At 35.4% G+C, this 24994-nt stretch carries 19 protein-coding genes and 1 pseudogene; 8 read left to right on the top strand and 12 right to left on the bottom strand.

All coding sequences use genetic code 11. The features are described from left to right. From HLX49_RS03170 to HLX49_RS03140, 7 genes and pseudogenes are all read left to right on the top strand, one after another. Positions 1–573: pseudogene (locus HLX49_RS03170) on the top strand (hypothetical protein); the annotation flags it as partial. A 126-nt stretch (positions 574–699) separates the two neighbouring features. Continuing rightward, complete coding sequence (locus HLX49_RS03165; RefSeq protein WP_296360790.1) at positions 700–921, top strand: DUF2829 domain-containing protein; 222 nt, start codon at positions 700–702, stop codon at positions 919–921. A 24-nt stretch (positions 922–945) separates the two neighbouring features. Continuing rightward, entirely contained in the window at positions 946–1701 is a 756-nt protein-coding gene (locus tag HLX49_RS03160; RefSeq protein ID WP_296360789.1) for a 3-oxoacyl-ACP reductase, read from the top strand. A 136-nt stretch (positions 1702–1837) separates the two neighbouring features. Continuing rightward, the gene (locus HLX49_RS03155; protein WP_077705833.1) at positions 1838–2347 is read left to right on the top strand and encodes a QueT transporter family protein; all 510 of its coding nucleotides are present in this window, start codon (positions 1838–1840) and stop codon (positions 2345–2347) included. A gap of 486 nt (positions 2348–2833) precedes the next feature. Continuing rightward, the gene (locus tag HLX49_RS03150) at positions 2834–3433 is read left to right on the top strand and encodes a TetR/AcrR family transcriptional regulator (RefSeq protein WP_296360788.1); all 600 of its coding nucleotides are present in this window, start codon (positions 2834–2836) and stop codon (positions 3431–3433) included. After that, positions 3430–4365 carry an ABC transporter ATP-binding protein gene (locus HLX49_RS03145; RefSeq protein ID WP_296360787.1) on the top strand — a complete coding sequence of 312 codons (936 nt, stop codon included), beginning with the start codon at positions 3430–3432 and terminating at the stop codon, positions 4363–4365. Before HLX49_RS03150 ends, HLX49_RS03145 begins: the two co-directional genes overlap by 4 nt. After that, positions 4358–5140, top strand: coding sequence for an ABC transporter permease (locus HLX49_RS03140; protein ID WP_296360786.1), 783 nt, complete (start codon positions 4358–4360; stop codon positions 5138–5140). Before HLX49_RS03145 ends, HLX49_RS03140 begins: the two co-directional genes overlap by 8 nt. Positions 5141–5599: 459 nt before the next feature. On the opposite strand, the gene HLX49_RS03135 is transcribed toward HLX49_RS03140, so the two are convergent. From HLX49_RS03135 to HLX49_RS03095, 9 genes are all read right to left on the bottom strand, one after another. Next, positions 5600–6319 carry a class C sortase gene (locus HLX49_RS03135; protein WP_296360785.1) on the bottom strand — a complete coding sequence of 240 codons (720 nt, stop codon included), beginning with the start codon at positions 6317–6319 and terminating at the stop codon, positions 5600–5602. Next, positions 6316–7158, bottom strand: a complete 843-nt coding sequence (locus tag HLX49_RS03130; protein ID WP_296360784.1) for a class C sortase — start codon at positions 7156–7158, stop codon at positions 6316–6318. The genes HLX49_RS03135 and HLX49_RS03130 overlap by 4 nt, the downstream gene beginning before the upstream one ends. 176 nt (positions 7159–7334) lie before the next feature. Further along, on the bottom strand, positions 7335–9191 hold the full coding sequence (locus tag HLX49_RS03125) for a SpaH/EbpB family LPXTG-anchored major pilin (protein WP_077705850.1): 1857 nt from the start codon (positions 9189–9191) through the stop codon (positions 7335–7337). Positions 9192–9275: 84 nt separating this feature from the next. Then, on the bottom strand, positions 9276–11987 hold the full coding sequence (locus HLX49_RS03120) for a SpaA isopeptide-forming pilin-related protein (protein ID WP_296360783.1): 2712 nt from the start codon (positions 11985–11987) through the stop codon (positions 9276–9278). Positions 11988–12309: 322 nt separating this feature from the next. After that, the gene (locus HLX49_RS03115; protein ID WP_296360782.1) at positions 12310–13569 is read right to left on the bottom strand and encodes an MFS transporter; all 1260 of its coding nucleotides are present in this window, start codon (positions 13567–13569) and stop codon (positions 12310–12312) included. A gap of 205 nt (positions 13570–13774) precedes the next feature. Then, positions 13775–14662, bottom strand: coding sequence for an LpxL/LpxP family acyltransferase (locus HLX49_RS03110; RefSeq protein WP_164085279.1), 888 nt, complete (start codon positions 14660–14662; stop codon positions 13775–13777). A 337-nt stretch (positions 14663–14999) separates the two neighbouring features. Next, on the bottom strand, positions 15000–16088 hold the full coding sequence (locus HLX49_RS03105; RefSeq protein WP_101932488.1) for a ThiF family adenylyltransferase: 1089 nt from the start codon (positions 16086–16088) through the stop codon (positions 15000–15002). A gap of 548 nt (positions 16089–16636) precedes the next feature. Then, entirely contained in the window at positions 16637–17770 is a 1134-nt protein-coding gene (locus HLX49_RS03100) for a response regulator (RefSeq protein WP_164085280.1), read from the bottom strand. 884 nt (positions 17771–18654) lie between these two features. Further along, positions 18655–20007: an acetaldehyde dehydrogenase (acetylating) gene (locus HLX49_RS03095; RefSeq protein WP_296360781.1), complete on the bottom strand. Its 1353-nt coding sequence runs from the start codon at positions 20005–20007 to the stop codon at positions 18655–18657. 300 nt (positions 20008–20307) lie between these two features. On the opposite strand from HLX49_RS03095, the gene HLX49_RS03090 reads away from it, so the two are divergent. Continuing rightward, entirely contained in the window at positions 20308–21090 is a 783-nt protein-coding gene (locus HLX49_RS03090) for a helix-turn-helix domain-containing protein (protein WP_077705870.1), read from the top strand. A gap of 667 nt (positions 21091–21757) precedes the next feature. Here the strand turns inward: HLX49_RS03090 and HLX49_RS03085 are convergent. The 3 genes from HLX49_RS03085 to HLX49_RS03075 all read right to left on the bottom strand — a co-directional run bounded on the left by HLX49_RS03085 (position 21758) and on the right by HLX49_RS03075 (position 24950). Next, on the bottom strand, positions 21758–22267 hold the full coding sequence (locus tag HLX49_RS03085) for a hypothetical protein (RefSeq protein ID WP_296360780.1): 510 nt from the start codon (positions 22265–22267) through the stop codon (positions 21758–21760). Between the two features lie 687 nt (positions 22268–22954). Further along, positions 22955–23569 carry a PH domain-containing protein gene (locus HLX49_RS03080; protein ID WP_077705875.1) on the bottom strand — a complete coding sequence of 205 codons (615 nt, stop codon included), beginning with the start codon at positions 23567–23569 and terminating at the stop codon, positions 22955–22957. A 166-nt stretch (positions 23570–23735) separates the two neighbouring features. After that, positions 23736–24950 carry a threonine synthase gene (locus tag HLX49_RS03075; protein WP_077705878.1) on the bottom strand — a complete coding sequence of 405 codons (1215 nt, stop codon included), beginning with the start codon at positions 24948–24950 and terminating at the stop codon, positions 23736–23738. Positions 24951–24994 lie beyond the last annotated feature (44 nt).

The raw sequence follows: 24994 nt of genomic DNA, 5'->3' as shown, positions 1-24994 counted from the left end.
AGATTAGTTAAAAATTTAAACCAATTTCGAGATAATGTAACGAAGGATACACAACGTTTCAAGAACAATTCTAATCAATTAGAAGTCCAAGCCATATCATCTTCACAGGCTGATATACCTCTTTTAAAGAGAAAAATTAATTATTATAATGATGTCATTGATAATACTGATTATAGAATAGCTGCTGGTTCATTAGCGTGCGCTTCCCTGATTGGCTGTATTTGGGGAGGAATTGAGATTGATAACGCTACAAGTGATAAACGAGATGCAGAATATCAAATAGACAAACTAAAAGCAAAAATAGATGGGATTGAGAAAGAAATAGCTACGATAACAGACATACAAAGTAAACTAACAAATATGGTTCAAAAAATTGATACAGCTATCGATTCCATCCAAAATTTAACAAATTACTGGTACCTCATGAACTCTAAATACCAAAACTTGCTGGACGATGTCCGTATATTAAATCCAGAAGAGTTAGATCTTTTAAGAGAGGATATGCAAATTGTAAGTAGAAGTTGGGAGCAAATTAAACAGTTTGCCAAAAACCTAGCTCAAGCATTAAAATAATACAATAGCACGATACACGTTTATTCCTATTAAAATATTTGATGTCACTTTTATTACACATAAACAGTGAGGGTTTTTCCCTCACTTCAAAGTGGCGAAAAACAGAATGAAAGGAGAAAAACACATATGACATTTGAAGAAGTATTACCTGAATTAAAATCTGGTAAGAAAGTGATTCGTAGTGGATGGAATGGCGCCGAATTATATGTAAAGCTCGTTGAAGAAAGTAAGCACGATGGTGAAAAGCTTCATCCATACTTTTTAATCAATGTCTCTGGAGAAGGCTATACCATGTTCACCCCTACTGTATGTGATATTCTTGCTGACGACTGGACCATCATTGAATAATATGAATGTTTTTGGAGGTTGTATATGAAGTTTGATGAATATACAGGACAAACTGTTTTTATCACTGGTGGCGCTTCGGGTATAGGAAAAGCGCAAGCTGTCTGTTTTCTAAGAAATGGCGCTAATGTATTTGTCTTCGATAAAGAGAAAAAAAACTTAGCAGAAATGGAAGAACAATATAGCGGACAATTCACCTATGCGTTAGGAAGTGTTACGGATAAAGCGTCTGTCCAAAGAGCTGTGCAACACGCATTACATAAATTTGAACGCATTGATATTTTACTAAATACAGCGGGGATACTGGATGGATATGTAACTACATTAGAAACAGAAGAATGGTTATGGGATAAGGTTATGGACACAAATGTAAAAGGAACCTACCTTGTAACCAACGTCGTACTTCCTTATATGCTTCAGCAAGAAAGCGGAGTTATCATCAACATGTCATCCATTGCAGGCTTTGTTGCTGGTGGCGGTGGTGCTGCGTATACTGCTTCTAAGCATGCCATTATAGGTTATACCAAACAATTGGATTATGACTATTGCAGAAAAGGAATTCGAGCTAACGCGATTGCACCAGGTGCGATTAAAACGCCAATGAACAAAGCGGATTTTTCTGGAGATGGAAAAATCGCCGAATGGGTAGCGAATCAGACACCTGCTGGGAGATGGGCAGACCCCATAGAAGTAGGTGAGCTCACGCTTTTTTTAGCAAGTAGGGCTGCTGATTATATGCATGGTGTCGTTATTCCTATTGACGGCGGATGGACCAATAAATAATTCTATTATTGCGCAAGCTGTTTCGTTCTAATATAATAGTGTAGCAAACATAACAAAGATGTACTGCAACACTTCCTTCTTTGGTTGCAGTTATTACTAAAATAGCTAGATGCTATTTTACAAAGGAGAAATATAAATGCATAAGTTAATATCTCAAACATCTTCACCAACGATGATCTCCGAGCTAACTAAAATTGCCATTATTAGTTCCCTCTATGTGATTGTTACCATTTCTCTCGCTCCAATAAGTTTTGGTGCTATTCAGTTTCGTTTATCTGAAATGTTTAATTTTCTAGCATTGTATCATAAGCGTTACGTTATTGCCGTCACTTTCGGAGTTGTTATTGCCAATTTCATGTCCCCTACTTGGTTCTTTGATGTTCCAATTGGTAGCATTTCTACTTTTCTTGTGTTAATTTTTTGTAGACATGTAACCCAACAAATGAAAAATGACATACTAAAAATAGCTACAACAGCTATTATTTTTGCTGTCTCCATGTTCACAGTTGCAACACAATTAACGCTCCTATTTGACTTGCCTTTCTTTTATACATGGTTAACCGTCGGCATCGGGGAACTATTATCCATGACGATTGGTGGAATAGTGATATACTGGTTAGCAAAGAGAGTAGATTTCACAAAATAATAGGTAGCTAAGTTTCTCCCAAACAAGCCTTCCTAAGTGAACGGCTTGTTTTTTATTTCACCCTAATTATTCATTCTAAAAATAGGCGCAGAAAAAATTTAATAGGATGATATCTAACAAAAATACGCTAGCTCCATAATTTATTCTATCCCTAGATTGTAAAATTTTGATTCGTTGTAATACCTTCCAGAAAAAAGCTTAGTACACAAAGCTAGACGATAGTTTGAGGTGCAAATTTTGTCCTGTTTTAACCAACCTACTAGCGACTTTAAACATTGATAATAACTTATCATAGGGCAATGGAGTGAAGTCGCTATTCGGTTATTTCGTTATACTTAAGCACCTAATTTTTATACTTTCTTATCTTGAAACTAAGGCTCGGAGCGTCTTTATTCTCACATCATTGTGTTGACAACAAAAGGACTAATGTATATCATATGACTAAATAAACAATTTTAGTCACACAGTACATAAGGAGGTATAAATTTGGCTACCGCTTTCTCCAACAACGAAAAAGAAATAATTAGAGGAAAACTGCAACAGGCTGCAAAGGAATGCCTCGGGAAGTATGGCGTTAGGAAAACGACCGTCGATCACCTTGTCCAAATAGCTGGCATATCAAAGGGTGCCTTTTATAAATTTTATCCCAAGAAAGAAATCCTGTTTTTTTACGTCTTAGAAGACTATCAAAAATCACTCATGAAAGAATTAGCAAACAGACTTGAGAAAGAGCTTACCATAGGAGTGGAGCAGTTAACTAATTTCATTTTTCAGTTATATCAAAATGTAAAACAATCTTTTCTGATGAATCTTATTCAACAGCAAGAATTAGAGTACCTCATGAGAAAAATCCCGCCAGACATCATAATGAACCACCACTCATTAGATGATATGTTTATGGAGCAAGTTTTTTCTTATATAAAGATAAAAGACCATGTAAATAAGCGTGTTGTCGCAGCTTCATTAAGATCGATTTTCATGAGCATGATGTACATGGAAGAAATCGGTGAGCAAGAATTTGATGAAGTTCTAAAGCTTTTAATTAAGGGAATCGCTCTGCAAATTATAGAGGAGGTTGAGACATGATTGACGTTATTTATACAGAAAATCTAACAAAAGCATATGGGCAAACCTTTGCAGTTAATAACGTTGATTTATCTGTTGCGAAAGGCGAAATCTATGGTTTTTTAGGTTTAAACGGTGCTGGAAAAACGACAACTATCCAAATGCTATTAGGTATGATCACACCTACTTCTGGAAAATGCTACCTCAATGGAGAAAAAGTTCATTCTAAAAATAAGGACATTTGGCGTCATGTCGGTTATATGGTGGAAACACCCTATTCCTATCCAGAGTTAACGGTAAGAGAAAACCTTGACGTTATCTGCAAACTAAGAGGGATTAGAGACAAAAGTTGTGTCGATTGGATCATTAAAAACTTAAAATTAGAAGCCTACACTGCTAAAAAAACAAAACAACTATCTATGGGAAATAACCAAAGACTTGGAATAGCAAAAGCGCTACTTCACCATCCTCCTATTTTAATATTAGATGAGCCGACGAACGGATTAGACCCTGCTGGCATCGTTGAAGTTCGTCAACTTCTGAAGGAATTAGCCCAAAACAGAGGCGTAACCATTCTCATATCTAGCCATAAGTTGGATGAAATTTCAAAAATAGCTACAAATATAGCCATTATACATCAAGGGATGCTAATCAAAAAAATATCTGGTGAACAACTGGAAAAACAGTTGCACAAAACTTTGCTACTAGATGGAAAAAATAGGTTAGCAATCAAACACACTCTATTGACAGCAGGTTATAAGGTTTCTACGGATAATGAAGAAAACTCACCACTTCAAATGAAGGAAGCAAATGCAGTACATGACCCTGGGCAAATTGCTACATTACTTGTAAATGCTGGGCACCCACCAACATTACTACAAGTAGTAGAAGAGGATTTAGAAATGTATTTTCTAAGAACCATTCAAGAATTTGGAGGCGATCAACATGAATAAACTTTTCGTCAGCATTTCCGTTGAATTTAAAAAGTTATTTCACTCAAAAATCCCTTTAATAACTTTGCTTACATTTATGCTCATACCTTTTATTGGTGGTTTTTTCATGTTCGTGTTAAAGCATCCGGATTTTGCTGAAAGCCTTGGTTTTATTTCTACCAAAGCACAAATAATGGGGTCAGCGGATTGGTCCTCTTATCTTAGCTTACTTGCACAAGCAATTTCCATTGGCGGATTAATTATTTTTGGTTTTATTATAAGTTGGATCTTTGGCAGAGAATACTCCGATCGAACGATAAAAGATTTATTAGCACTACCACTATCTAGAAGTACCATTGTATTGGCAAAGTTTTTAACAGCCTTTATTTGGTGTCTTATCTTATCTTTATTTGTTTTATTGGTTGGACTACTTGTAGGAATGATGCTTGATTTACCGCAAGGATCAAAGGAAATAGTAACTCAAGGCATCATCGTCTTTGGTCTTTGTGCCACATTGACCGTACTTCTTTCTACACCAGTCGCTTTTGTTGCAAGTATTGGTCGCGGATACTTATCCCCCCTTGGATTTATGATTTTCACACTCATCTTAGCACAAATAGTTGCAGTAGCAGGATACGGTGCGTATTTCCCTTGGTCTATCCCAGCCCTTGCTAGTGGAGCAGCTGGCAACAAAGCATATATCGTTGAAGAAATCAGTTTAATTATTTTACTTTTCACTAGTGCGTTTGGATTGCTAAGTACGATGCTTTGGTGGCGATTAGCAGATCAATGCTGATAAAAACGCTTCTTTGACAACTGGGCTTATGTAAATACGTAGAAAAACTTAACTTATCGCTAAATCTTATGAGATAAAGAAATCACGGTAAGGAGACGAACAGTGATGATTTATCTTAGGAAAATGAAGTTAAGTCACCTAAGGGGTGGGTGGGGAGCAGACATGGCTATTAAATTAATTCCTTATCCCAAGGACCTTATTTTATACTTTGTATAAGATAAACTCTATTTACACTTATTTAACCATTGATTTTAGACATTTTTTAAGAATCTAAAAGTTATAAAGAAAAAGTTTTTTATGATAGTTAGTGGTCTAAATGGGAACCATTGTAATTTCTTGTTTCTAAACAGTCGCTCAAAACCAATTTAAGGTACTGTTTTATCTCTTATTTAAAGTTTTCAATTACGTTAACTCTCTAATAGGAAATCTTACAGTACCAAATATTAACGTTAAAAAACCTTATTGCTTAGATTCTGATTTTTTCTTTTTTTCGTCCTCTTTCACTCTTTCCGCCTGTATTAATAACCTTTCTCTGTCTGTTGGATACGGGTGACAGGTGAATAAAGTAGCTAAATCCCGATTTTTTTGAATTTCAAGTGGGTCCGTTTCATCAGGAGCAACCACTTGTTGACTGTACACACGATAAGTTAACGTATCGGTCATAGTATGGATATAGAAAATGTCACCATCGTTTAATTCATCGACATTACGAAACATGGCTTTCGTTCCCATACCTCGGTGCCCCGCTAAGACGGTATGATTGCTCTCACCACCAACTGGCAATGATGAGCCTTCAATTTGCCCAATCCCTTTATCAAGGGTTTCTTCTGTAGCTCCTAAAAAAATTGGAATCATCTCTCCAAGTTTTGGAATTTCGATAGCCGCAAACACTTCATCGTCGTCTATTCCAAGACAATTTTTAAATTCAGCCAGCTTTTCTTCATTATCAAGAAATGGATCACGAAAACCTGAACTATCATAAAAGATTTCTTTATTACATGCAGAAGCTTTTTCCATAAGCTTGTTTATTTCCTCTTCGGGTTTTTCTTCTAAGTCAGCCTGAAATTGATCAACTTGTTGTTTTTGTAAGTAACTGTTGACGAGTTTGGCTGCATGCGGATATAAAAAAATCAGAATACCTGCTACAAATAATAAGATGATTGCTTTTTTTCCCTTCATGAGCTTTCCACCTTATTCTTTTTTTTACGACGTTTCAACCACCAAACAAGAATTAAAATTACTAATAGGCCTGCACCACCTGCAATATACCAATAGTTAAACGTATCGGTTACTTCTTCTGTTTCTTTCGCCTTTGATTCATCATAGGGTACTCGCTTTCCTTTCACTAGCATCCGGTGAGTATTCAACATATAAGGTTCACATGTTAATAATGTCATGTATTCTTCATTATCTTCTGTCTGTAGCCACTGCGTTTCATGTGGAAGAACAATTTCTACATCATACACTTCATAAGCATATTTTTCGTTCAACACATTAACATAGAATTGATCTCCGTTGCCAAGCTCATCTAAATTACGAAATAATTTCGCACTAGGCAGACCTCGATGAGCGGTGAGTACGCTGTGAGTCCCTTTTTCTCCTGTAGGTAAGGAAGAATTCTCCATATGCCCCACACCACGTGATAATACATCTTCCCCAGTGCCATGATAAATAGGCAGGTTTGAACCTATTTTAGGAATCTCGATACTTCCAATTGCTGGGTCAATATTTAGTGCATCGTAATAACTTTTATTTCCAGCTGCCTTATTTCCCTCCGCCCCTTCTTCTGAGAAAGGATCAACAAAATCGACTTCGGAATTCTCCAATTTTTTATTATGTTCAGCTGCTTTCTTTTTTTCTTGTTTAATTTCCTCTTCATCCATGTTTTCAACTGTCTCAGCATATTCTTTTACTACAGATTGATGTACTTGTGTCGATAAAATGTTACTTATTATAGGATAGGAAAAGACACCCAATCCAACTAAAAATATGATAATAATTATTACTCGCTTCATCATTTTCCCTTCCTATCGTAAATAAATTTTATACTATTGAATGTATTTCACTACAATGGAAATTATGTTTAGCTTATAGATCAAAAAAAATTAAAAAAAATGATTATTCCTTAGAAAAATATGTAACATGGAAAATAGGAGAAAGAATAATTCTCTCTCCTATTCAACCATTCTTCTAACTAAGCAATAGCTTCTAGCTTTCTACGACGGAAATATAGTGCAAGCGCCATTCCCATTAACGTTAAACCAATAAGTGTGAAAATAATCGTTCCAATACCACCTGTTGTTGGTAGTTCCCAAAGTGACTTCGAGTTTTCAACTTCATAACTCAACTCTTTATTATTTTCTACTTTTACTTCTACAGGTTTTGATAGTAAACGATATGGCTTTTCTTCACCATTTTCTGTAGTATACGTGGGTGCTTTTGTTTCATGAAGCTGATACGTTCCTGGTGTGAGACCAGTAATAGAGAATGTACCATCTTCTCCAGTTACTAAGTTTTCTAATTTGCCATTGAATGCTTCTCCGTTTACTTTAACGACTTCTCCAGCATTAGATGTGTCAATGACATTACCATCCATATCTGTTAATTTAAACTCTGCACCTTTTAGTTTTACATTGTTATCAGAAGCATCCACTTTAATAACGTCTATACCACCTTCTGTAGGTACTACTACTGGTGGTTCTTCTGGATTTGGTGGTTCTATTGGTTCTCCTGGTTCATTTGGTTCATCTGGATCTTCTGGATCGTATGGCTCGTATGGGTCAGGATTGTCTGGATCAGCTGGTCTTGTGTAAGATCCTTTATTGTTATTGAAATGAAGATCAGCCGTATTTTCAATGCCGATTTCGCCTTCTTTTAATTCGGCATCCGGTTTAATTTTTGCTGTAAACGTAATTTTAACGTCCTCACCAGGGGTTAATTGACTCGGATCTTTAATTTCCCAAATTAATGTTTGGCCTTTTTGCTTAAAATCAACATTGGATTTATTTGTACCTTCAATCTTCCATCCACCATCAATACTACCTTCAGAAACAAACTCTAGACGTTCATCTAAAGTATCTGTCACACCAAGTGCTTTATATTTGTTAATATCTTTTGGTGTTTTAATTGTAAGGTTGTACTTATATTCTTTATTACGATCAAAATCCAATTTCTTTTCGCCATTAGCATCCTTGTCAATTTCAGGAGTATTATAGTTTGTTACTACTCCATTTTCATCGACAATTCCATCGACTGTCGTCCACTCTACTACTATATCTTGTAAATTTTCTCCAGCTTTTTTAACTTCAAATGGAATTCTGGTTGTATTTAATGCATATCCTTCTGGAGCTTTCGTCTCTTGGAAATAATACTTTCCTTGTGCTAAACCATCCACTTTAATTTTTCCAGCTTCATTTGTTGTTAGTTCCCCAATCTCATTTCCTTCTTTATCTACAGCAAGGGTACCGTCTTCGTTATATAAGATAAAACTTACACCTGGTAGTGGATTTCCATCTTCATCCTTTTTCACTATTTCCACAGCAGAACGAACGGTTTCATTTTTTGGATATACATGGACATCGTAATTTAATGTAGTGCGATCTTTGTTCGTCATTGGGATATCAACAAAAAATGGATCTGGATTTAAAATAACATTTGCAGGTCCATCTGTTTCAGTAACTTCATAACGACCTAGCTCTAATTCATCTGCTTTGGTGAAAACGACTATTCCATCTTCGCCAGTTTGTTTTTCAATCGTTTTTCCATCAGCTACCTCTGTCCACTTATCTGTTTCCGAATTATATTGATGTGTTTGTTTTAACGTAAATGTTACCCCTTCAACTGGATCTCCTTCTGCATTTTGGCCAGGTAAACCTGTTCCATCTTCACCAGGTGCTGTTCCAGGTTCTTGTTCGAACTTATGAATTGTTAATGACGGATTGTCCTCATCCCCTTTTATTTCCTTGGCAAATGCTGCCTGTGGAAGTAACAAGGATACAATTAAAGTAAAGATTAATGCGATGTTTATTTTCTTTTTTTTCGTTACGTTCATTTAACTTCTCCTCTCATTAATCACACATGAATAATCTTATTTTGATGTTTATAAACATATATAGCTTTAAAATACATCATTACCTTAAAGCGTATTTTCCGTAGATGTTATTTGTTCTTTGGATGTTTGATCTCTTCTTTTTTTTCGTATAAACAGGAGAATGGCTACTAACATTAGCCCAACACCCGATCCATAAAATAGTAACGTTCCAATCCCACCAGTGTCTGGCAAAATCCAACCGTTTTTACTATTTTCTACTTCAATCTCTTCATGAAGGTTTTCGGCAGAAATTTCTACATGGATAGGATTATTTAGCAAACGGTAACCTTCTGGAGCCTTTGTTTCTGTTAGTTCATACTCCCCCCACGACAATTCTTTAAATTCTGCTATACCCGCTTCATTCGTTTCTTGAGATTCTACTATTTCTCCATTAGCATTTTTTAATTCAAAAGTCGCTCCTTGTAAAGTTTCACCGTTTTCATCCACTTTTTGAACCGTTAATGTTCCGAGTTCTTGCTTGTATATATAACGGACAGTCTGCGGATCTTTTTGGAACTTTCCAGTTGCCGGAGCACCTTCCTCGTCTACTTTTACAAATGTATATCCTGAAATATCCTTTTGCTTCGTCGTGTATGTGTCACCAAGTTTACCAGTGAAAATTTCATTGGAGGCTATCTTATTGCCTTCTTCATCCACATATTCTGCAGTGACATCACCAGCAATCAGATCCGTTTCTTTCACGTAACCAAACCAAACCTTTTCTATTGGATTATCTGCTTTTAAACTTACACGTGTTGGGTTTTCACCTACATGCAATGTATAATCAGTCACATCATTTGCTGTTACTTGATACGTTTCATTAAACTTTAATTCTTGCTGATCATTTTCTTGATGGGCTTCTTCATAAAATTGCTCTGCTAAGGATGGATCAGAAACGACATTACCATTCTGGTCAATCGGATCTCCGTCCACATTTACACGATAACCCTTTTTAATAATTTTTCCTTTATCAATTCCTGCTTCTGGAATTGGAAATGGTTTTGTTTGCGGGTCGCCATTTGGATCCGTATAATTTAGCGGTGTATCTTTGTTCGTTGGATATCGTTCATTTCCTTTTGGGTTTTTATCCCAATCAATAGTCACCTTGTACTTTAACGTGTACGTTTCATTCTCCTTAATATCACCTATATCCCAAGTAAACGTTTCTTTTGCTTCATTCCAATTTACTTCTCCATGACTTGCTGAAAAGTTTTTGCCACTGTAACTGCCATCTTTTACGAGGTTGAACATATCTCCCATTGGGTCAGTTACAACACTATTACTTGCTGCATAGTGCGACAAATCTGCACTAATTTCAGTAAAAATCTGTTGTAATTCATCTTCCGTTCCTTCATAGTAACCTCTGTTTTGGCTATTTTTTAATACATATATTGCTTCTTCGTAATCGCCCACATCTATGCCGATGGAATATATATCGTTGCCAGAAGTCATAATCTGAACTGCTTCAGAAAGAGTTGCAATTCCATTTGTTCTGACTCTGAACCCGTCAAGCCAATATGATTCCCATCCTAAGTAGTAAGATGCTCCAGAACCAATTATTTCATTATAATTAAAATCAGAGAGCATAAAGTTATATCTATTATTCGGCCATGTATACCCCTCTGCCTTCCCCGCTCTAAAACTAAATGTCGGTTCACCATCACTTAAAAGGACAATCGTTTTTCTGTCTGCATTACTTCTATTCAGTAATTGTTTTGCTTTATGGAGACCTGCCTGGATATTCGTTGCTCCATCTGGTCCTCCAGTTACACGGATTCGTTCAATCGCCCTTTTCAATACTTGTTTTTCGCTATGGCCTTTAAAATCCACATGTCTGTCTGCTTCTGTACCAAACGGCACTAACGCTATTCTAGTCGTTGCATCTTCTGTTAAAAGATTTTCAACAAACTGTTGTGCAGCCTGTTTAGCTTTATGAACACGACTCCCATACATCGTATTAGAACGATCAAATAATAAAACAACATCTGATTTTTGTTTTAAATTTTTTCCTTGAGCCGTTAATTCTATCTCCCATTCTCCATACTCATCAGTTGATTTTGCCTCTTTTAATAACTTTAATGAGCCTGGATTTGGCCAGTTTGTATTTATTTTTGCCATATATTTTGCAGGTGTAGTATACGATGGATACTGCTGTTGCTGCCCCTGTTGTTTTATAGAATCTTTATTTTCAGCTTCTGGTTTTACTGCTTCTTTTTTATTTTTTTCTTTTTCTTCATTCTTTTCTTTTTCTACTTTATTTTGCGAGGTTTCTTTGTTCTCTTTTTTCTCAGGTTTCGAACTATCCGGTACTTCCTTTACTTGAAATGAATAATCCTCTTCGAATACTACATTTCCATCTAACTTTCCAGTAATAGCTAAAGCGTTATGAGATTGTTCCAGATTACTTAAAACAAACGCTATTTGTTGCTCGGGTACACCTTTTTCCCCTTTAAGCGTTAACACGTGTTTTTTAGCATTGTAATCTAAAGTAGCTCCTTGTTGTATAGAACTCGTCTTTTCCTCATCATACGTAGCCCCTTTTGGCAGTTTGATTTCAAGCATACTAAATGTGGAAAATTCCGCCTGAACTTGCACAACTACACTCTCTGTAGTTGCCTCCTGATTTGTAAGAATATCTAAGTACGGATCTTTATCGTCTACCTCACCTCCAACTATTGTAGATGTAAACCCTTGTAGCACGAGTACCATAACAATAAAAAACAAAACTACTTTTTTACGAAGAGTTTTTAGTATCAATCTGTTCCCTTCCCTCCTTTCCATTCCTGAAATATTCTAAAGACTCGTTCTAAACAAATATTAAACATTTCGAAATATTAAATCCTCTACACTTTCATCTCCATTTAAAAAATAAGCGTTAAAAAGCCCTACCTAATGATAGGTAAGGCTTTTTAACGCTTATGATTAATCCTTAATTTGAAAAATATGTTTCCGTATTGTAAAAAAAACTTAACTTATCGCCAAATCTTTATAACGAAAACCGTAGTTTTGCTTATACTATAAACCCCAAAATTTTATGCTTTCCTATAATGTAAAGAAAAAAATGTTTTTCAGGTAAAAGTTAATTAATTGATCTTTTAAGGCCATATGTTTCTGGGGTAATATCATTAACTTTTGGGATTCGACGTAATTCTGATAAGATCAACCACACAAATGAAATGGAGAGCATACCGATACCTCCGATAGCAAATATAATTTGCCCACCGAAAACGGATCCTAGTGTACCACCAATTAAAAAACCTAGAGGCATCGTTATAGAAGACAAGCTTGTAATAACTGAAAAAACCCTTGCTAGTAGTGAACTTGGAATAATACGTTGCCCTGTTGCTGATAGTAGTACTTGTGTAGCACCAAGTGGTATCAGTGATATTCCATACACAATGACAGCGGGTATATCCCATGGAAGAAATGCAGAACTTATCCAAAGTAAGGCACTAAACAAATAAGTTACAATCATCGTCTTGCCTAGTGGAAAAGCACCGACAACGGAGCTTAATAGTGCTCCAATTAAGAATCCAGCAGAAAATGCACCCATAAGAAATCCATAGGTAGTAGATCCTCCACGAAAATCTGCGTAGACAGGCATTACCGCCAAAGCGATACCGAAAGAAAAGTTAGCAATAATGGTAGCAATAAAAAACTTACTTATAATGGATTGAAAAACATACTGGAATCCTTCCTTTAGGTCTTTTCCATACTTTTGAAACGCCTCCGTCAGTTTTTGTTTTTCTTGTTTTTCTTTTTCATACGTTTTTAAGACCGGCAATGTCCAAAATAAAAGCAGCGCCACCATAAAAACAATAGCATCTAACAAATAAATGCTAACAGCACCAACTATACTTATAAGTACTCCAGCAATGCCATTAAATGTCATATCAATACCCTGATTAGCAAAAGAAAAAAGAGAATTACCTTTCACCAACTCATTCTGCTTCAATAACTTTGGCAATGCAACCATTTGAGCTGGATACGAGAATTGTTGAATGCAAGATATAACTGGCATAATGATAAGTACCATCCAGACATTTAAATCTCCGGTGTAGTGAGCGATTGGTATAATAAGCACAAGTATAATTTGACATACTTGTGTGATTATTAAAGTTTTTCGCAAAGACCAGCGATCGATAAATGGTCCAGCCAGAAATTGAAAAACATCCGGAATTCTTGTCAAAAACCCAGCTAATCCAGTATAAAACGCTGAATGACTTAACTCATACACCAACCACATTGCTGCAATAGCATACATACTATCACCAATATTTGAAACGATCTTCCCTAAGAAAAGCTTGGTAAACGATTTGTTTTTTAAAAGTATCCACATCGAAAAAACCCATTTCTACTAATAAAATGAACCTTCGATCAGTGGTATTTCCCCCCCACTAACTGAAGTAAAACCATTACTAAAATTATAGTCTCCCTTAAAAAGAAATAATATTTTTTAAGGACGATGAATTACTCCCCACTACCCATGTTTTTTATAGATAGAATATTTCATAGAGAATATCTTTTTATAAATCCAAGGTTGTCTACTCTATTAAATGATCCCAAAGCCATTGCTCAGGATTTTTAGCGATCCATTCTTCTCCTTGTGCAAATAAGTGTTGTAGAAAGGTGGACTGAGATAATGCGTTGGGATCAAGACTATCTCCAACCATGAAACGAACTTTGTTTTCCTCTTCATTCCAAATAGAACCCAGAGGATATACTTTTGCTGACAGACGCTTGGCAAGCACATAAACACCAATTGGTGCTTTAAATGTCCCACCTAAGAAGGGCACTTCCTCTTCTTCTTGATTAATACCATATGAAAACTCTGGGAAAATAATACCCGTTGCTCCCCTCATAATAGCTTTAGTAAATTTTAAAGGGCTTGTATGTGAAGGTACAGGAACCATATCTATGGAATCACTGTATGATGCTTCAAGATATGTAGACATCCATTGCTGAATGATATCTATTTCATCACTATTTACGAGTATTGTTGTTTTATCGAAATAACGTGTAACTAACGGCATGGACATCGTATGCATACCCATATGAAATGGAGCAATGATAATACGATTTTTAGAATGAGCGGGTTCTATCGATTTTAATAATCGATCACTCTCCGGTTCAATGATCTGATCATATTGTTTGTTGTATAGGGACAAGGACAAGTAGGTCCAAGCAGATTTTCTTTTTTCTGCAAATAAACTATAAGCATGACTAATTTCCTGAGCGCTTTGGTTCAAAGCGGGAAATGACTTGATCACAGGTACATATTTCAATGGATTTAGTGTATTCGAATTCATGTCTGTTTCAACAATGGTTTTCAAAAAAAGATCTGCTAATTGTTGCTCTTCTTTTTTTTGAAAGGGGATATTCTTTAAAATAGAGTGAAATTGCAACAAATTATTAAAGTTTAAGATTGACATGTTATGACCTCCTTCTTTTTTTAAGAGATAAGAAAGTATAAAAGATGCTATGGGATAACCAAATAACCCAATGAGCCACGTCCAGCTCCATCGCCCTGCAACTAGGCAACTTCACGAATCGCCCTACGCTAAGTCATCATCGGTTCGTGCTAAATAGGAAGGAAGACTAAAAACGGGCTTGCCTTAGTGCGTCGACATACCTCTGTTTTAGTGGCATGATTCCTAAAACTTTAGTTGATTCGTTCCACTCGCTACGTTGCTAAACGGGCGCCCTGAGCCTTTGTTCACTAAAAGAAATTACATACACTTTACTATACACAGTCAAGCATACTTAAACTTATTTCATAAAACTAGGATAGGACTTTGGTATATTCGCACACCAATCACAATTTTCATTACGTGAACCTGGTCTCCATTTGAATTTTCCAGTTTCTAAATCAAAATCACCCATTCCATTCACAAGTAAAGGCCTTGTTAAATTAGTAATAACAGCTACTGTATCCGAGATGATAAAACTTACAAGAATTTGTATCAGCGGATTAAAAGAACCAGAAATGCCACGGATATGTTGATAAACACTATGCATATCTTTTCTCTCCACCAGCGAATCGTAACATTTCCAACATCCAGTTACTCCCGGAATTACAGTTGTACCTGTACTAGTAGAATGACCATGATAGCCACCTCCAACAATATGCGCAATATTGTTCTTTGTAAGATGGGGCGTGATCCAATCAGCTAATGTATCTACAGAAGGCTCATCCGCACATAATATAACAACCGAGCATGTTTTAAGTTTTTCTAAAATGTTTGCAGAAATATCTTGGGTGATAGGGTCATGCACAGTTTCTATTAACGTTCCATATCGATGATGTAATATATTTTTTAAAACGTTTACTTTCAATTCACCAACAGTGTTTTTAGGATACAATGATTGATGAGTTAAATTGTGAGTGCTTACATTATCATGATCAATTAGAATTAGGGAGGGAATTCCCATTGCCGCTAACTCATGAGCAACTCTGCTTCCAACGCCTCCCACACCAATGATTCCTACTCGGCTTGAACACCATGCTCGTTCACTGTCTAATAGCTGATCAAGCGAGGATGTTTGTGCAGCAAGATAACTCCACAATCTACTTTCTCCTGTTAAATTCCAAGGTTGATTACCAGTTAACAAGATTTTATCATTTACTAGAGTTTGTAATGTTTCTACTAGCATTTCTTTTGTAATTTCATTTTGTTCTCCCCAAACGAGAAGTTCTTCAAAATTTCGCGGCTGTTGTAAATAGGTTAAAAAATTTATAAATACACTCATACTTTCATATACAATGGTTTCTGAACGGTTTAACAATGTACAGATAATTTGTCCCTGTTCCGTTTCTTCTACCTGAACATCAGGCTGTTTTAACCAATATGTCGACACTACAATCCCCCCGTAAAAAGAAGCCAATTCATTTGTAGAATTGGCTTCTTCACTTTAACTAGCATTTTTTTGTCCCAGAAGTATAGCGATCCACGCACTTAATCATTTCTACCACCACCTTGTTATTATTCATAGAAATTATAATATATTAGAAAAAAATAGTCAAATTTGATTTTTTTGTTAATTTATCTTTAATTTTTAGATTTTTAACTTTACAATTATGAAAAAGATATTGTTTCAAATTGCTATACCGTTTAGCTGAATAACCACTTATTTACACCTATTAAACATTTTTCATATAGTAAAGACGGGTCCATAAGATAGTTTTAACCACCAATAAAACGATTCTTCACAGATTACATATCATTTTATTTTATGTTATACTCCTTTGCATTTTCTAAACATTTATTTAAAATGCCGTAGAACAGCTTGACTATCGACAAGTTTTTATGGCGGTGGCTATTATTTTGTTTATACTATAAAACCTGAAAACAGTGTAAAAAAATAGAGAATTTGTGCTTCCTTTTCATACTATTCCCCTCTGAACATTAATGAGAAAATACTTTTCTGCCTGACTTCCATGAGTTGTACCATCCAACAATATCATTGTTTGGGAGCACTCCTACTTCAGTTTTTAAGTAGCTTTTCAAATATTCATACTGTTGATGCACATGCGCAGGATTGTTTTCAAGTGCATAAATTTTCATTAAAGCAAAATGAGCACTTTCTGTTTCTGGGATAATTTTACATATATAACTATACCATAGTTTTGCTTCAGCCATATTTTGATTCTTTTGATAAAATGCCGCAATCTCCAAAGCTTTCGTCAACCAAATCTGCTCCCAATAATATCGTTCTGACTCTGCCCACCAAAAGTCATATCCCTGTAGATATGCACCTCTGTATAAGAACAATACTTGAATATAATTATTAACGGATGTTTCATTCAAAGGTGGTAGCGTTTTAATTTGTTCTTTCCATTCTTCAAAATCTAAAATAATATTCTCTGTTTCTAAAACGTAGCCATCAGAAACATTTTGTAATCTCAAATGTCTATGATACTTTCTCAGTGTTTTTCTTACGTAATAAATTGTTGTATACAACAATGAATTGGCTCTTTCTAATGCTAGGTCAGGCCAAAGTAGCTCAATTAAAAATGATTTTCTGACCATTTTCCCTCTATGATGTAATAAATATAAAAATAATTCCGCTGCTTTTTTCGTTCTCCAGGCAACAAATTCACGTTTCCCTTTAACCGATTCAACCGAGAATTGACCGAGCACATTTACATAAAGTGGTGAATTTTTTTCAATTGTAGATGACTGTAAATTATTATCTATTCGTTCAACTGTTTTTTTCAAACGTTCAGGTGGAATTGGCTTAACTAGATAATCGATTGCATTAAGCTCAAATGCCTTTACAGCATATTTATCATAAGCAGTCACAAAAACAATAAGTAAGTTTGGCTTATCTTTTAAAACTTTTTCAGCCAAACGAATACCATTCATTTCCGGCAACCCTATATCTAAAAATATTACGTCCACGTCCTCTTTAAGAATAGTTTTATGTGCATGGATAGGATTAGTTATTTTACCAATAACATACATTTTACTAATCTTTTTGAGCTGTTGTTCCAAATAGTCTAAAGCCGATTGTTCATCATCCACAATAATAGCCTTCATAATAATTCCTCCATCCATTCAAATTATTTTCACCATTTCCATACTTTATCAACGATTTCTAAACAAAAACTAAAATGTAAGCGTTCAACCAGTTATATAGTCCTAGTTAAATAGCATTATTTACTAATTATATATACAAAAAATAGTTAATAAGGACCATATCGGTTTTAACAGCAAAACTTGTTCTAACAGCATTAAACTTTTTAAAAACATCCTGAACGAAGTAAGCAACTGTTGAAAAACATTTATAAAACTTGTCAACACTGAAGTAGTGGATGCGTTTTAAAAACTTCACTTGATAAATTACCTGTCATGAAAATAATATGCGAGAATGGATAAAGAATATTATAATTTTTTAGATTTAAATTTGGTGAGATGAGATAGATTTTTAAAAAAATGAAGAATCCTGAGGGTAGAAATATATATAAAGGTTTTGTACAATTTTTAAATAATGATAGAATTTTACTAGCAACATATATAAGGCGAATATGCCGTATGAAACTGAAGCTTTATTATGGATACAGTTTCTAAAAACAACCTCGCTCATCTGTTAATTTGGATGAATTGCCAAGGATGTCCACTAGAGGTTTTTCTTTTTATTACATTATTTTGAGCTTTCGACGTCATTATCTTTCCTCCTAGGCACATTTATAATCCTTTACCCTAATAGGTGTTTATGGAAACTTTTAGTAAACTTAAATAAACGAAACATACAGTAAGAGTTTTCATCTAACTCCTACTGTATGTTTCGTTAAACCCATTGAGCAACATTCGTACCATGAATATTACCATTTATATAGGCTTGTTTATGCTTTCTTATAGTAGAAACAAAAAAACATCCAAACTTCGCTTATTACAAGTCTGGATGCTTTTCTACCATTTTATTATTTATTATACGCAACTCGATTAATATTCATTAACTGACGAACACTTACGTTATCCGTAATACTGCTTCCACCAATTGCACCACAGCCCAGTGTTAGGGAAGGAGCTAGATTTGTAGAAAAACCAATTCCCCCAAATGTTCCCGGTGTATTAATCAAAATACGAGAGGCTTTCATACGTAAACCAAAATCTTCTACTAACTCATCATTTGTTGTGTGCAACATAGCTGTATGTCCTGCACCTTCATTTTCTAAAATGGTATTACATGTTGTAACACCTTCATCCCAATCATTTACCGTGTACATTGCTAGAATTGGGGTTAACTTTTCACGTGAGTACGGATTATCAGGTCCTATTGTCGTTTCCTCTGAAATAAGCACACTTGTATCTGCAGGAATGATAATCCCACATAGATTAGCAACTTCTGTAACGGCTTTACCTACAATTTGTGGGTTCATGGTGCCATTTTCTCGCATGATAAAGTGAGATACTTTTTCTGATTCTTCCTGGTTCATAAAATAAGCTTTACGCTTTTTCAATTCCTTTACAACTTCTTCTTTTATACCTTTCTCAACAATAATGGATTGTTCTGAAGCGCAAATCGTACCATTATCAAATGTCTTACTCGTAATAATCCGATCGATTGCTTCTTCGATATGAGCTGATTTTTCAATGAAAGCTGGACCGTTACCAGGCCCCACCCCAATTGCTGGGTTACCTGAAGAATAAGCAGCTTTTACCATTGGTCCACCACCAGTTGCCAAAATTAATGCTGTATCATCGTGTTGCATTAATGCTTGTGTTCCTTCTAAGCTTGGCGACTCAATTACTTGAACTAAACCTTTTGGTGCTCCAGCGTTCACTGCTGCTTCTTCCACAACGCGTGCAGCTTCAACAATACAGTTGACAGCTTTTGGATGTGGTGATAATACAATGGCATTTCTTGTTTTTAATGCCACTAGTGTTTTAAAAATAACCGTAGATGTTGGATTGGTAACCGGTACAAGTGCTGCAATTACTCCCATTGGCACGCCTATTTCAATCACTTTATTCATTTCATCTCGATCAATAACGCCTACGGTTGGTTCATCTTTAATGCTCTCGTATACTTGCTCACTAGCGAATAAGTTTTTCGTCGTTTTATCTTTCACATTACCGAATCCTGTTTCAGTATGTGCTTTATATGCTAAGTCCTCTGCAGCCTCTGTTAGTCGGACAGATATAGCCTTTACTATTTCATTGACTTGTTCTTGGGTGAAACTGGCATATATATGCTGGGCGTGTTTCGCTTTTTGAATTAGCGTCTCTACCTCATATGTTTGTACAGTTTCTTGCACTAAATTTATTGCCATGTTTGACATCCCCTTTTCAATTAATTTCTATACCTCTATGATAAAGCGTTTACAAAAAAACTGTTAGGACTATTTATATTTATTTTTGGACAATTTTGATATTAGTTCATTAATTCACAAATAGATGCATGTATAAACCTAAAATCACCTCCATTATCATGTTATACTTATAATAGAAGAGATATTTCATATTTACACCCCTTCACATTGTTCCCAAAAACATGTATTCTGTATGAATTAGCATGTAGAAGTAGAGTGTTTTGTTCTAAAGATCAGGAGAACCTATAGAGAGGTGATAGCATGTGTCGTGTATTATTAGCTAGTCCCGAACACGCAGACCGTAAATTTCTAAAACAAATTTTTGCAGAACATTTTTTTAATGTCCTATTTCTTGACGATGCCTTATCTGCTGAAAAAGCATATGAACGTTCATTAGAACAACGACCTGATATGCTTATATTAGATGTCAGTGGATCGAGTGAAGAAATTTTTCAATATAAGATAAATATCGTTAAACGCCACCCAAACGTGAAAGTTATTTTAATAGACAATGAGGAAAACTTTAAACATATTCAAACAGCAATTCGTTGTGGAGCAGTTGACTACTTGGTGAAGCCATTAAAAGTCGAAGAATGTAAATCTGCCATTCATCGGGCAATTTTGGCACTAAATCAAGTATCTTTATTAGACTATGAACGTAAATCTGTTACCGATACCATTAAAGAAAGCGCCGCTCAAATGATGCAATACGTCCATGAACATTATTATGAAGAGATTAACTTGGATTCATTAGCAGCATTCATGCATTTAAATAAAAGTTATGTAAGCCGTTTTTTCAAAGAAACCGTCGGCATGTCTTTCGTAAGTTATTTACGACATTATCGGTTAGAACAAGCAAAAAAATTATTGCGCACATCCGATTTAACAGTCACAGAAGTTGCCGAACAAGTTGGCTATCTTGACTTAACCTATTTCAGTAGGATTTTTAAAAAAGAAAACAACCATACACCCAATGAATATAAGCAAATTTTTCAAGGAGAACATGTGCCAGCTGATATTGCTTTTGCAGAGGGACATCATTGAATGATGGATGCCAGTTACACAGAAGAGACACAGCTATAGGACGTGTCTCTTGCTTTATTTAAATAGCCAACCATCCTCGTGTAAAAGGATAAATAAATCTGCATCCAGAAAAGTTCGACCAATACGCTAAGTAATGATTTCTAGTTGATGATCAATTCGATGATATAGCACTTTAAAAGCTAACTTCAAGGAGAAGTATGAAGCATTTTCTAAAGTCTATGAAAAGCTTAAAAGAAGAAAACAGTATCCATTGCTATAATAATATTATAGTTGGGTGAGTGGCCAAAAACCTCCGAGATAGAGAGGAGGCTCGTGATTACTGCAGATATAGCAAATGTTATTATAGATTTTGCATCATTAGCCTTAACATTTCTAATGGTTGTAATTATGATCATGCAAAAAGAGTAATCACCCCTAGCTATCCGGCTGAGTGGGTGATTACCCTTTAAATTCACTATTATAAAACGCTGAACGCTCTTCAAAGCGGACAACTATTTATTGACGTAGGGGTACAAGCACCTGCGACTTTCTTTATATACCCAAGTTATAATATAGTTATGCTTACTTATCAAAAACGGATAAAACACAGTATACTGTGCTTGAAGCATTGCCTTTTCAACAACATAGTCAACATTTAGTTCAGAAATAGCCCTTTCGCCACTCTGAACTATTTTTCTTCCATCACATCCGCCGTATCTTCTTCGTCAGCAAATAGATCAATTATTTTCCCAAAAACGTATAGTAGAAAAACAAATACCAAGCCTATGATTGTAGCTCCAATAAAATTCGTATCTAGTCGTTCAGAATAGAGGTTAAACGCATTCATATACACACTAAAAACCGTTAAGAAAATAATCCATTCCTTCAAACTGCTAGGGCCAATGTCATCCAAAGAACGAAACTTTTTATCTTTTCGATCAATGAATATCGCAGTTTCAATGATTGCTACCATGAATAAGCTTAACAGTGTGAAGCCTGTAAAAAACCAGAAGTTCCCCCAGAAGTCTTCATAAAAATGAAAATCAATGAACGGTATTACTTGAGCAAGGTAAATGACAGCAAAGGAAATAACAAATGGTATGGCTATAAACAAAGTTGCTAAAATAATCACCATGACTAGTAATAGCATATTCGCCAAAATCAACCCGATATCTACTTTCTTTTTATTGTTTCCCATATTCATGCCCCTTTCATGAGAAAACTTTGAATATCGTAAAGTCTTTTTGGCGATAGCTTACGTAGTTTTGCTTCCACTATAGGAAAGTTAAGATATATCACAAAGCCCCTTGTTAGCTTAAAAATAACGGCGAAATCTTTTCTGCATTTGAACTTATATACTGATACGTATTTACTAACTACTTTGTTTCGTGAAGTTTCATGTTCTCTTATATTCTTCCGCCGTTTAACTGGTTTGGACGCACTGACTTTATTCCAATTAAAAAACAGTTCTGTACAATGAGAAGAAACTTCTTCAACCTATCTCTGTATTAGGAAAACTTTGCTTGTCTCCAAGTTTTATAGTGAATGCTGTAGTTTTTCTTATACTATAAACCTATAAACTTCTATACTTTCCTAAAGTATAAAAAAGCTTCTCCTTTGCTTAGAATACCAATTTTATAAAAGGTGGTGGGGCTACTTGCGACAATCCATTAAGAATCAACCAGATAAAATAAAGATATTGAGGTTGTAGCAACGATTATTAATGGTGAAAAAGTTTTTGATATCACTTTATCCTAGAAGTGAATTTTCCATCAGTGTGAGTTCTCTTTGATCCACACGGATAATTAAACAAAGAAGCCACCATCGTAGGCAGGCTTCTATGATGCTACTTCTAAACGAAATCTACATTTCATATAAAACAAAGCTAATTCTGAATGTACGTATCAAATACTTCGCCAAAATCCTTTTGCGTATTTTCATCATATGTTGATGTATACCATTCAAATGCAAATTTAGTAGCTTCTTCAAATTCTTTGGATATCATTCCCTCTTGAAAACGGTTATCGTTAAATAAAGATTGAGAGACTTGTAAACTATCTTTAGCAAATTTTTTCTTCCGCTCATTCGAATCTTGTATTTGCGAAATGGTTACCAATGATTTGTATAAATCTGCAATTGCTTCGCCTTCTTTTTTACTAATATCAACAGAAATTGGCATCTTGCCAATGGAGAATTTAATTTCTAAATCCAAATCCACAGTACCTGCTGTTTCTACAGATACATCGCTAATGGGATGTTGATAGTAATCATAACGATAAATGTTACGTTTACTACTTGATGCTTTTTCGCCATCAAGGTGAATTAACGCAAAGTTTGTAAAGCAATACTCATCTGATTTTGACTTAATGAGAAAGTGAATCTTCTCTCCTTTCTCATGTAAAATATAGTCATCTGACTCTGTCTTATCAAAATCCTCTGGAGAAATGATTTTTCCGATATCGCTTAAACCTAAAGCATCGCTTGCAATTTTCTTAAACATCGTTGTTGGCCTCCTCAAAATTTGTCAAAGCACTATCTCTTTCATCATAACTTATCCACACAGAAACAGAAACCTTTTTGGCAATATAGGAACGCATAAAATTATTATGGCTAAACAAAACAACGGCTTTCTAAGGGAGTTTGTCAAAATCTACTTCTATAGAACACTAAGATGCCACAAAGTAAGCTTTCAACCAGTCTGTATACGTTTTAATATTAGGAATATTAATTTGTTCCCACGGCAAATACTTCATGGCATGGGAAGTATTAAATAACACAACCTCATCATTGGAAGTAACCCATCCTCTCTCAACTAAACGTTGAAAGCCAGCCCATGTTGCTGCTCCTTCAGGCGATGAGGATATACCTTGCTTTCCAAATGATTGCTGAGACTGCTTAATTTCCTCTTGAGTTACTGCTATAGCTTTTCCACTTGACTCAGAAAGAATGGAAACAATTAATTCACCGTCAGGAGGGCTTGGGACGCGCATACCAGTAGGTGCCGAATCAACGTTTTCCGCTTGCGCTTTAAACTTCCTACCACTTTCACATGTATCAACAATTGGTTGGCACCCAGCTTCTTGTACGCTTACCATTCGAGGTAAATCTCCTTCAACAAGCCCTAATCGCTTTAATTGTTTAAATGCTCTCCACATACCTATTATTCCTGATCCTCCTCCTGTAGGATAAATAATAATGTCTGGCAATTTCCAGTTTAACTGTTCCGCTAATTCTAACCCCATTGTTTTCTTTCCCTCAGCTCTTCCTGGCTCTTTAAGTGTACCAACATTATGCCAACATTGATCAGCTTGTCCAACTGAAATAATCTTCCCTGCATCGTGAATCAACCCATCTACTAGAAAAGTGTTAGCGCCATATTGAACACATTCATCTACAATTAAACCTGGACAGTCGCTTGGTACAAATACATGTGATTCCATACCGGCATAACTAGCATATGCTGCTAGCGCAGAAGCAGCGTTACCATTTGAATTAACAGCAACTTTCTTAATTCCATATTCCTTTGCAATAGACAAAGCTGCGGAGAAACCTCTTGCTTTAAAACTCCCAGTTGGGTTCTGTTCTTCTCTTTTTACCCATAATCTTTTTGCAGGGAATTTTTTCTCAGCCTCTTTCATTCGTACAAGTGGTGTCCATCCTTCCCCTAAAGAAACAATATGCTTTTCGTCTTCTAACGGCAATAACTCCTTGTATCTCCACATCGTAGCAGATCTTTCTTTTAAGCTATCCTTTGTTAAAGTATGACCAACATGTTCCATATCATAATCTACTAAAAGTGTTCCTTCACATGTACATTTCGTTTCTTTAAGACTAAAAGCAGAAGTTTTCCCGCAATTACTACAGCTAAACCAAAACTTCATATTATTGTTCCTCCTCATTTTTATAAGGATCTTTTTGATTCGCT

The sequence above is a fragment of the Virgibacillus sp. genome (genome assembly GCF_013393565.1).
GTDB classification, from domain to species: Bacteria; Bacillota; Bacilli; order Bacillales; family Amphibacillaceae; genus Virgibacillus; species Virgibacillus dokdonensis.
This window is presented reverse-complemented; position numbering and strand designations above follow the sequence as displayed.

Excerpts from the sequence above, each read along its gene's own strand:
- HLX49_RS03165 (WP_296360790.1), top strand. The coding sequence starts at position 700 with ATGACATTTGAAGAAGTATTACCTGAATTAAAATCTGGTAAGAAAGTG.
- HLX49_RS03160 (WP_296360789.1), top strand. The coding sequence starts at position 946 with ATGAAGTTTGATGAATATACAGGACAAACTGTTTTTATCACTGGTGGC.
- HLX49_RS03155 (WP_077705833.1), top strand. The coding sequence starts at position 1,838 with ATGCATAAGTTAATATCTCAAACATCTTCACCAACGATGATCTCCGAG.
- HLX49_RS03145 (WP_296360787.1), top strand. The coding sequence starts at position 3,430 with ATGATTGACGTTATTTATACAGAAAATCTAACAAAAGCATATGGGCAA.
- HLX49_RS03140 (WP_296360786.1), top strand. The coding sequence starts at position 4,358 with ATGAATAAACTTTTCGTCAGCATTTCCGTTGAATTTAAAAAGTTATTT.
- HLX49_RS03135 (WP_296360785.1), bottom strand. The coding sequence starts at position 6,319 with ATGAAGGGAAAAAAAGCAATCATCTTATTATTTGTAGCAGGTATTCTG.
- HLX49_RS03130 (WP_296360784.1), bottom strand. The coding sequence starts at position 7,158 with ATGATGAAGCGAGTAATAATTATTATCATATTTTTAGTTGGATTGGGT.
- HLX49_RS03125 (WP_077705850.1), bottom strand. The coding sequence starts at position 9,191 with ATGAACGTAACGAAAAAAAAGAAAATAAACATCGCATTAATCTTTACT.
- HLX49_RS03115 (WP_296360782.1), bottom strand. The coding sequence starts at position 13,569 with ATGTGGATACTTTTAAAAAACAAATCGTTTACCAAGCTTTTCTTAGGG.
- HLX49_RS03110 (WP_164085279.1), bottom strand. The coding sequence starts at position 14,662 with ATGTCAATCTTAAACTTTAATAATTTGTTGCAATTTCACTCTATTTTA.
- HLX49_RS03100 (WP_164085280.1), bottom strand. The coding sequence starts at position 17,770 with ATGAAGGCTATTATTGTGGATGATGAACAATCGGCTTTAGACTATTTG.
- HLX49_RS03095 (WP_296360781.1), bottom strand. The coding sequence starts at position 20,007 with ATGGCAATAAATTTAGTGCAAGAAACTGTACAAACATATGAGGTAGAG.
- HLX49_RS03090 (WP_077705870.1), top strand. The coding sequence starts at position 20,308 with ATGTGTCGTGTATTATTAGCTAGTCCCGAACACGCAGACCGTAAATTT.
- HLX49_RS03085 (WP_296360780.1), bottom strand. The coding sequence starts at position 22,267 with ATGGGAAACAATAAAAAGAAAGTAGATATCGGGTTGATTTTGGCGAAT.
- HLX49_RS03080 (WP_077705875.1), bottom strand. The coding sequence starts at position 23,569 with ATGTTTAAGAAAATTGCAAGCGATGCTTTAGGTTTAAGCGATATCGGA.
- HLX49_RS03075 (WP_077705878.1), bottom strand. The coding sequence starts at position 24,950 with ATGAAGTTTTGGTTTAGCTGTAGTAATTGCGGGAAAACTTCTGCTTTT.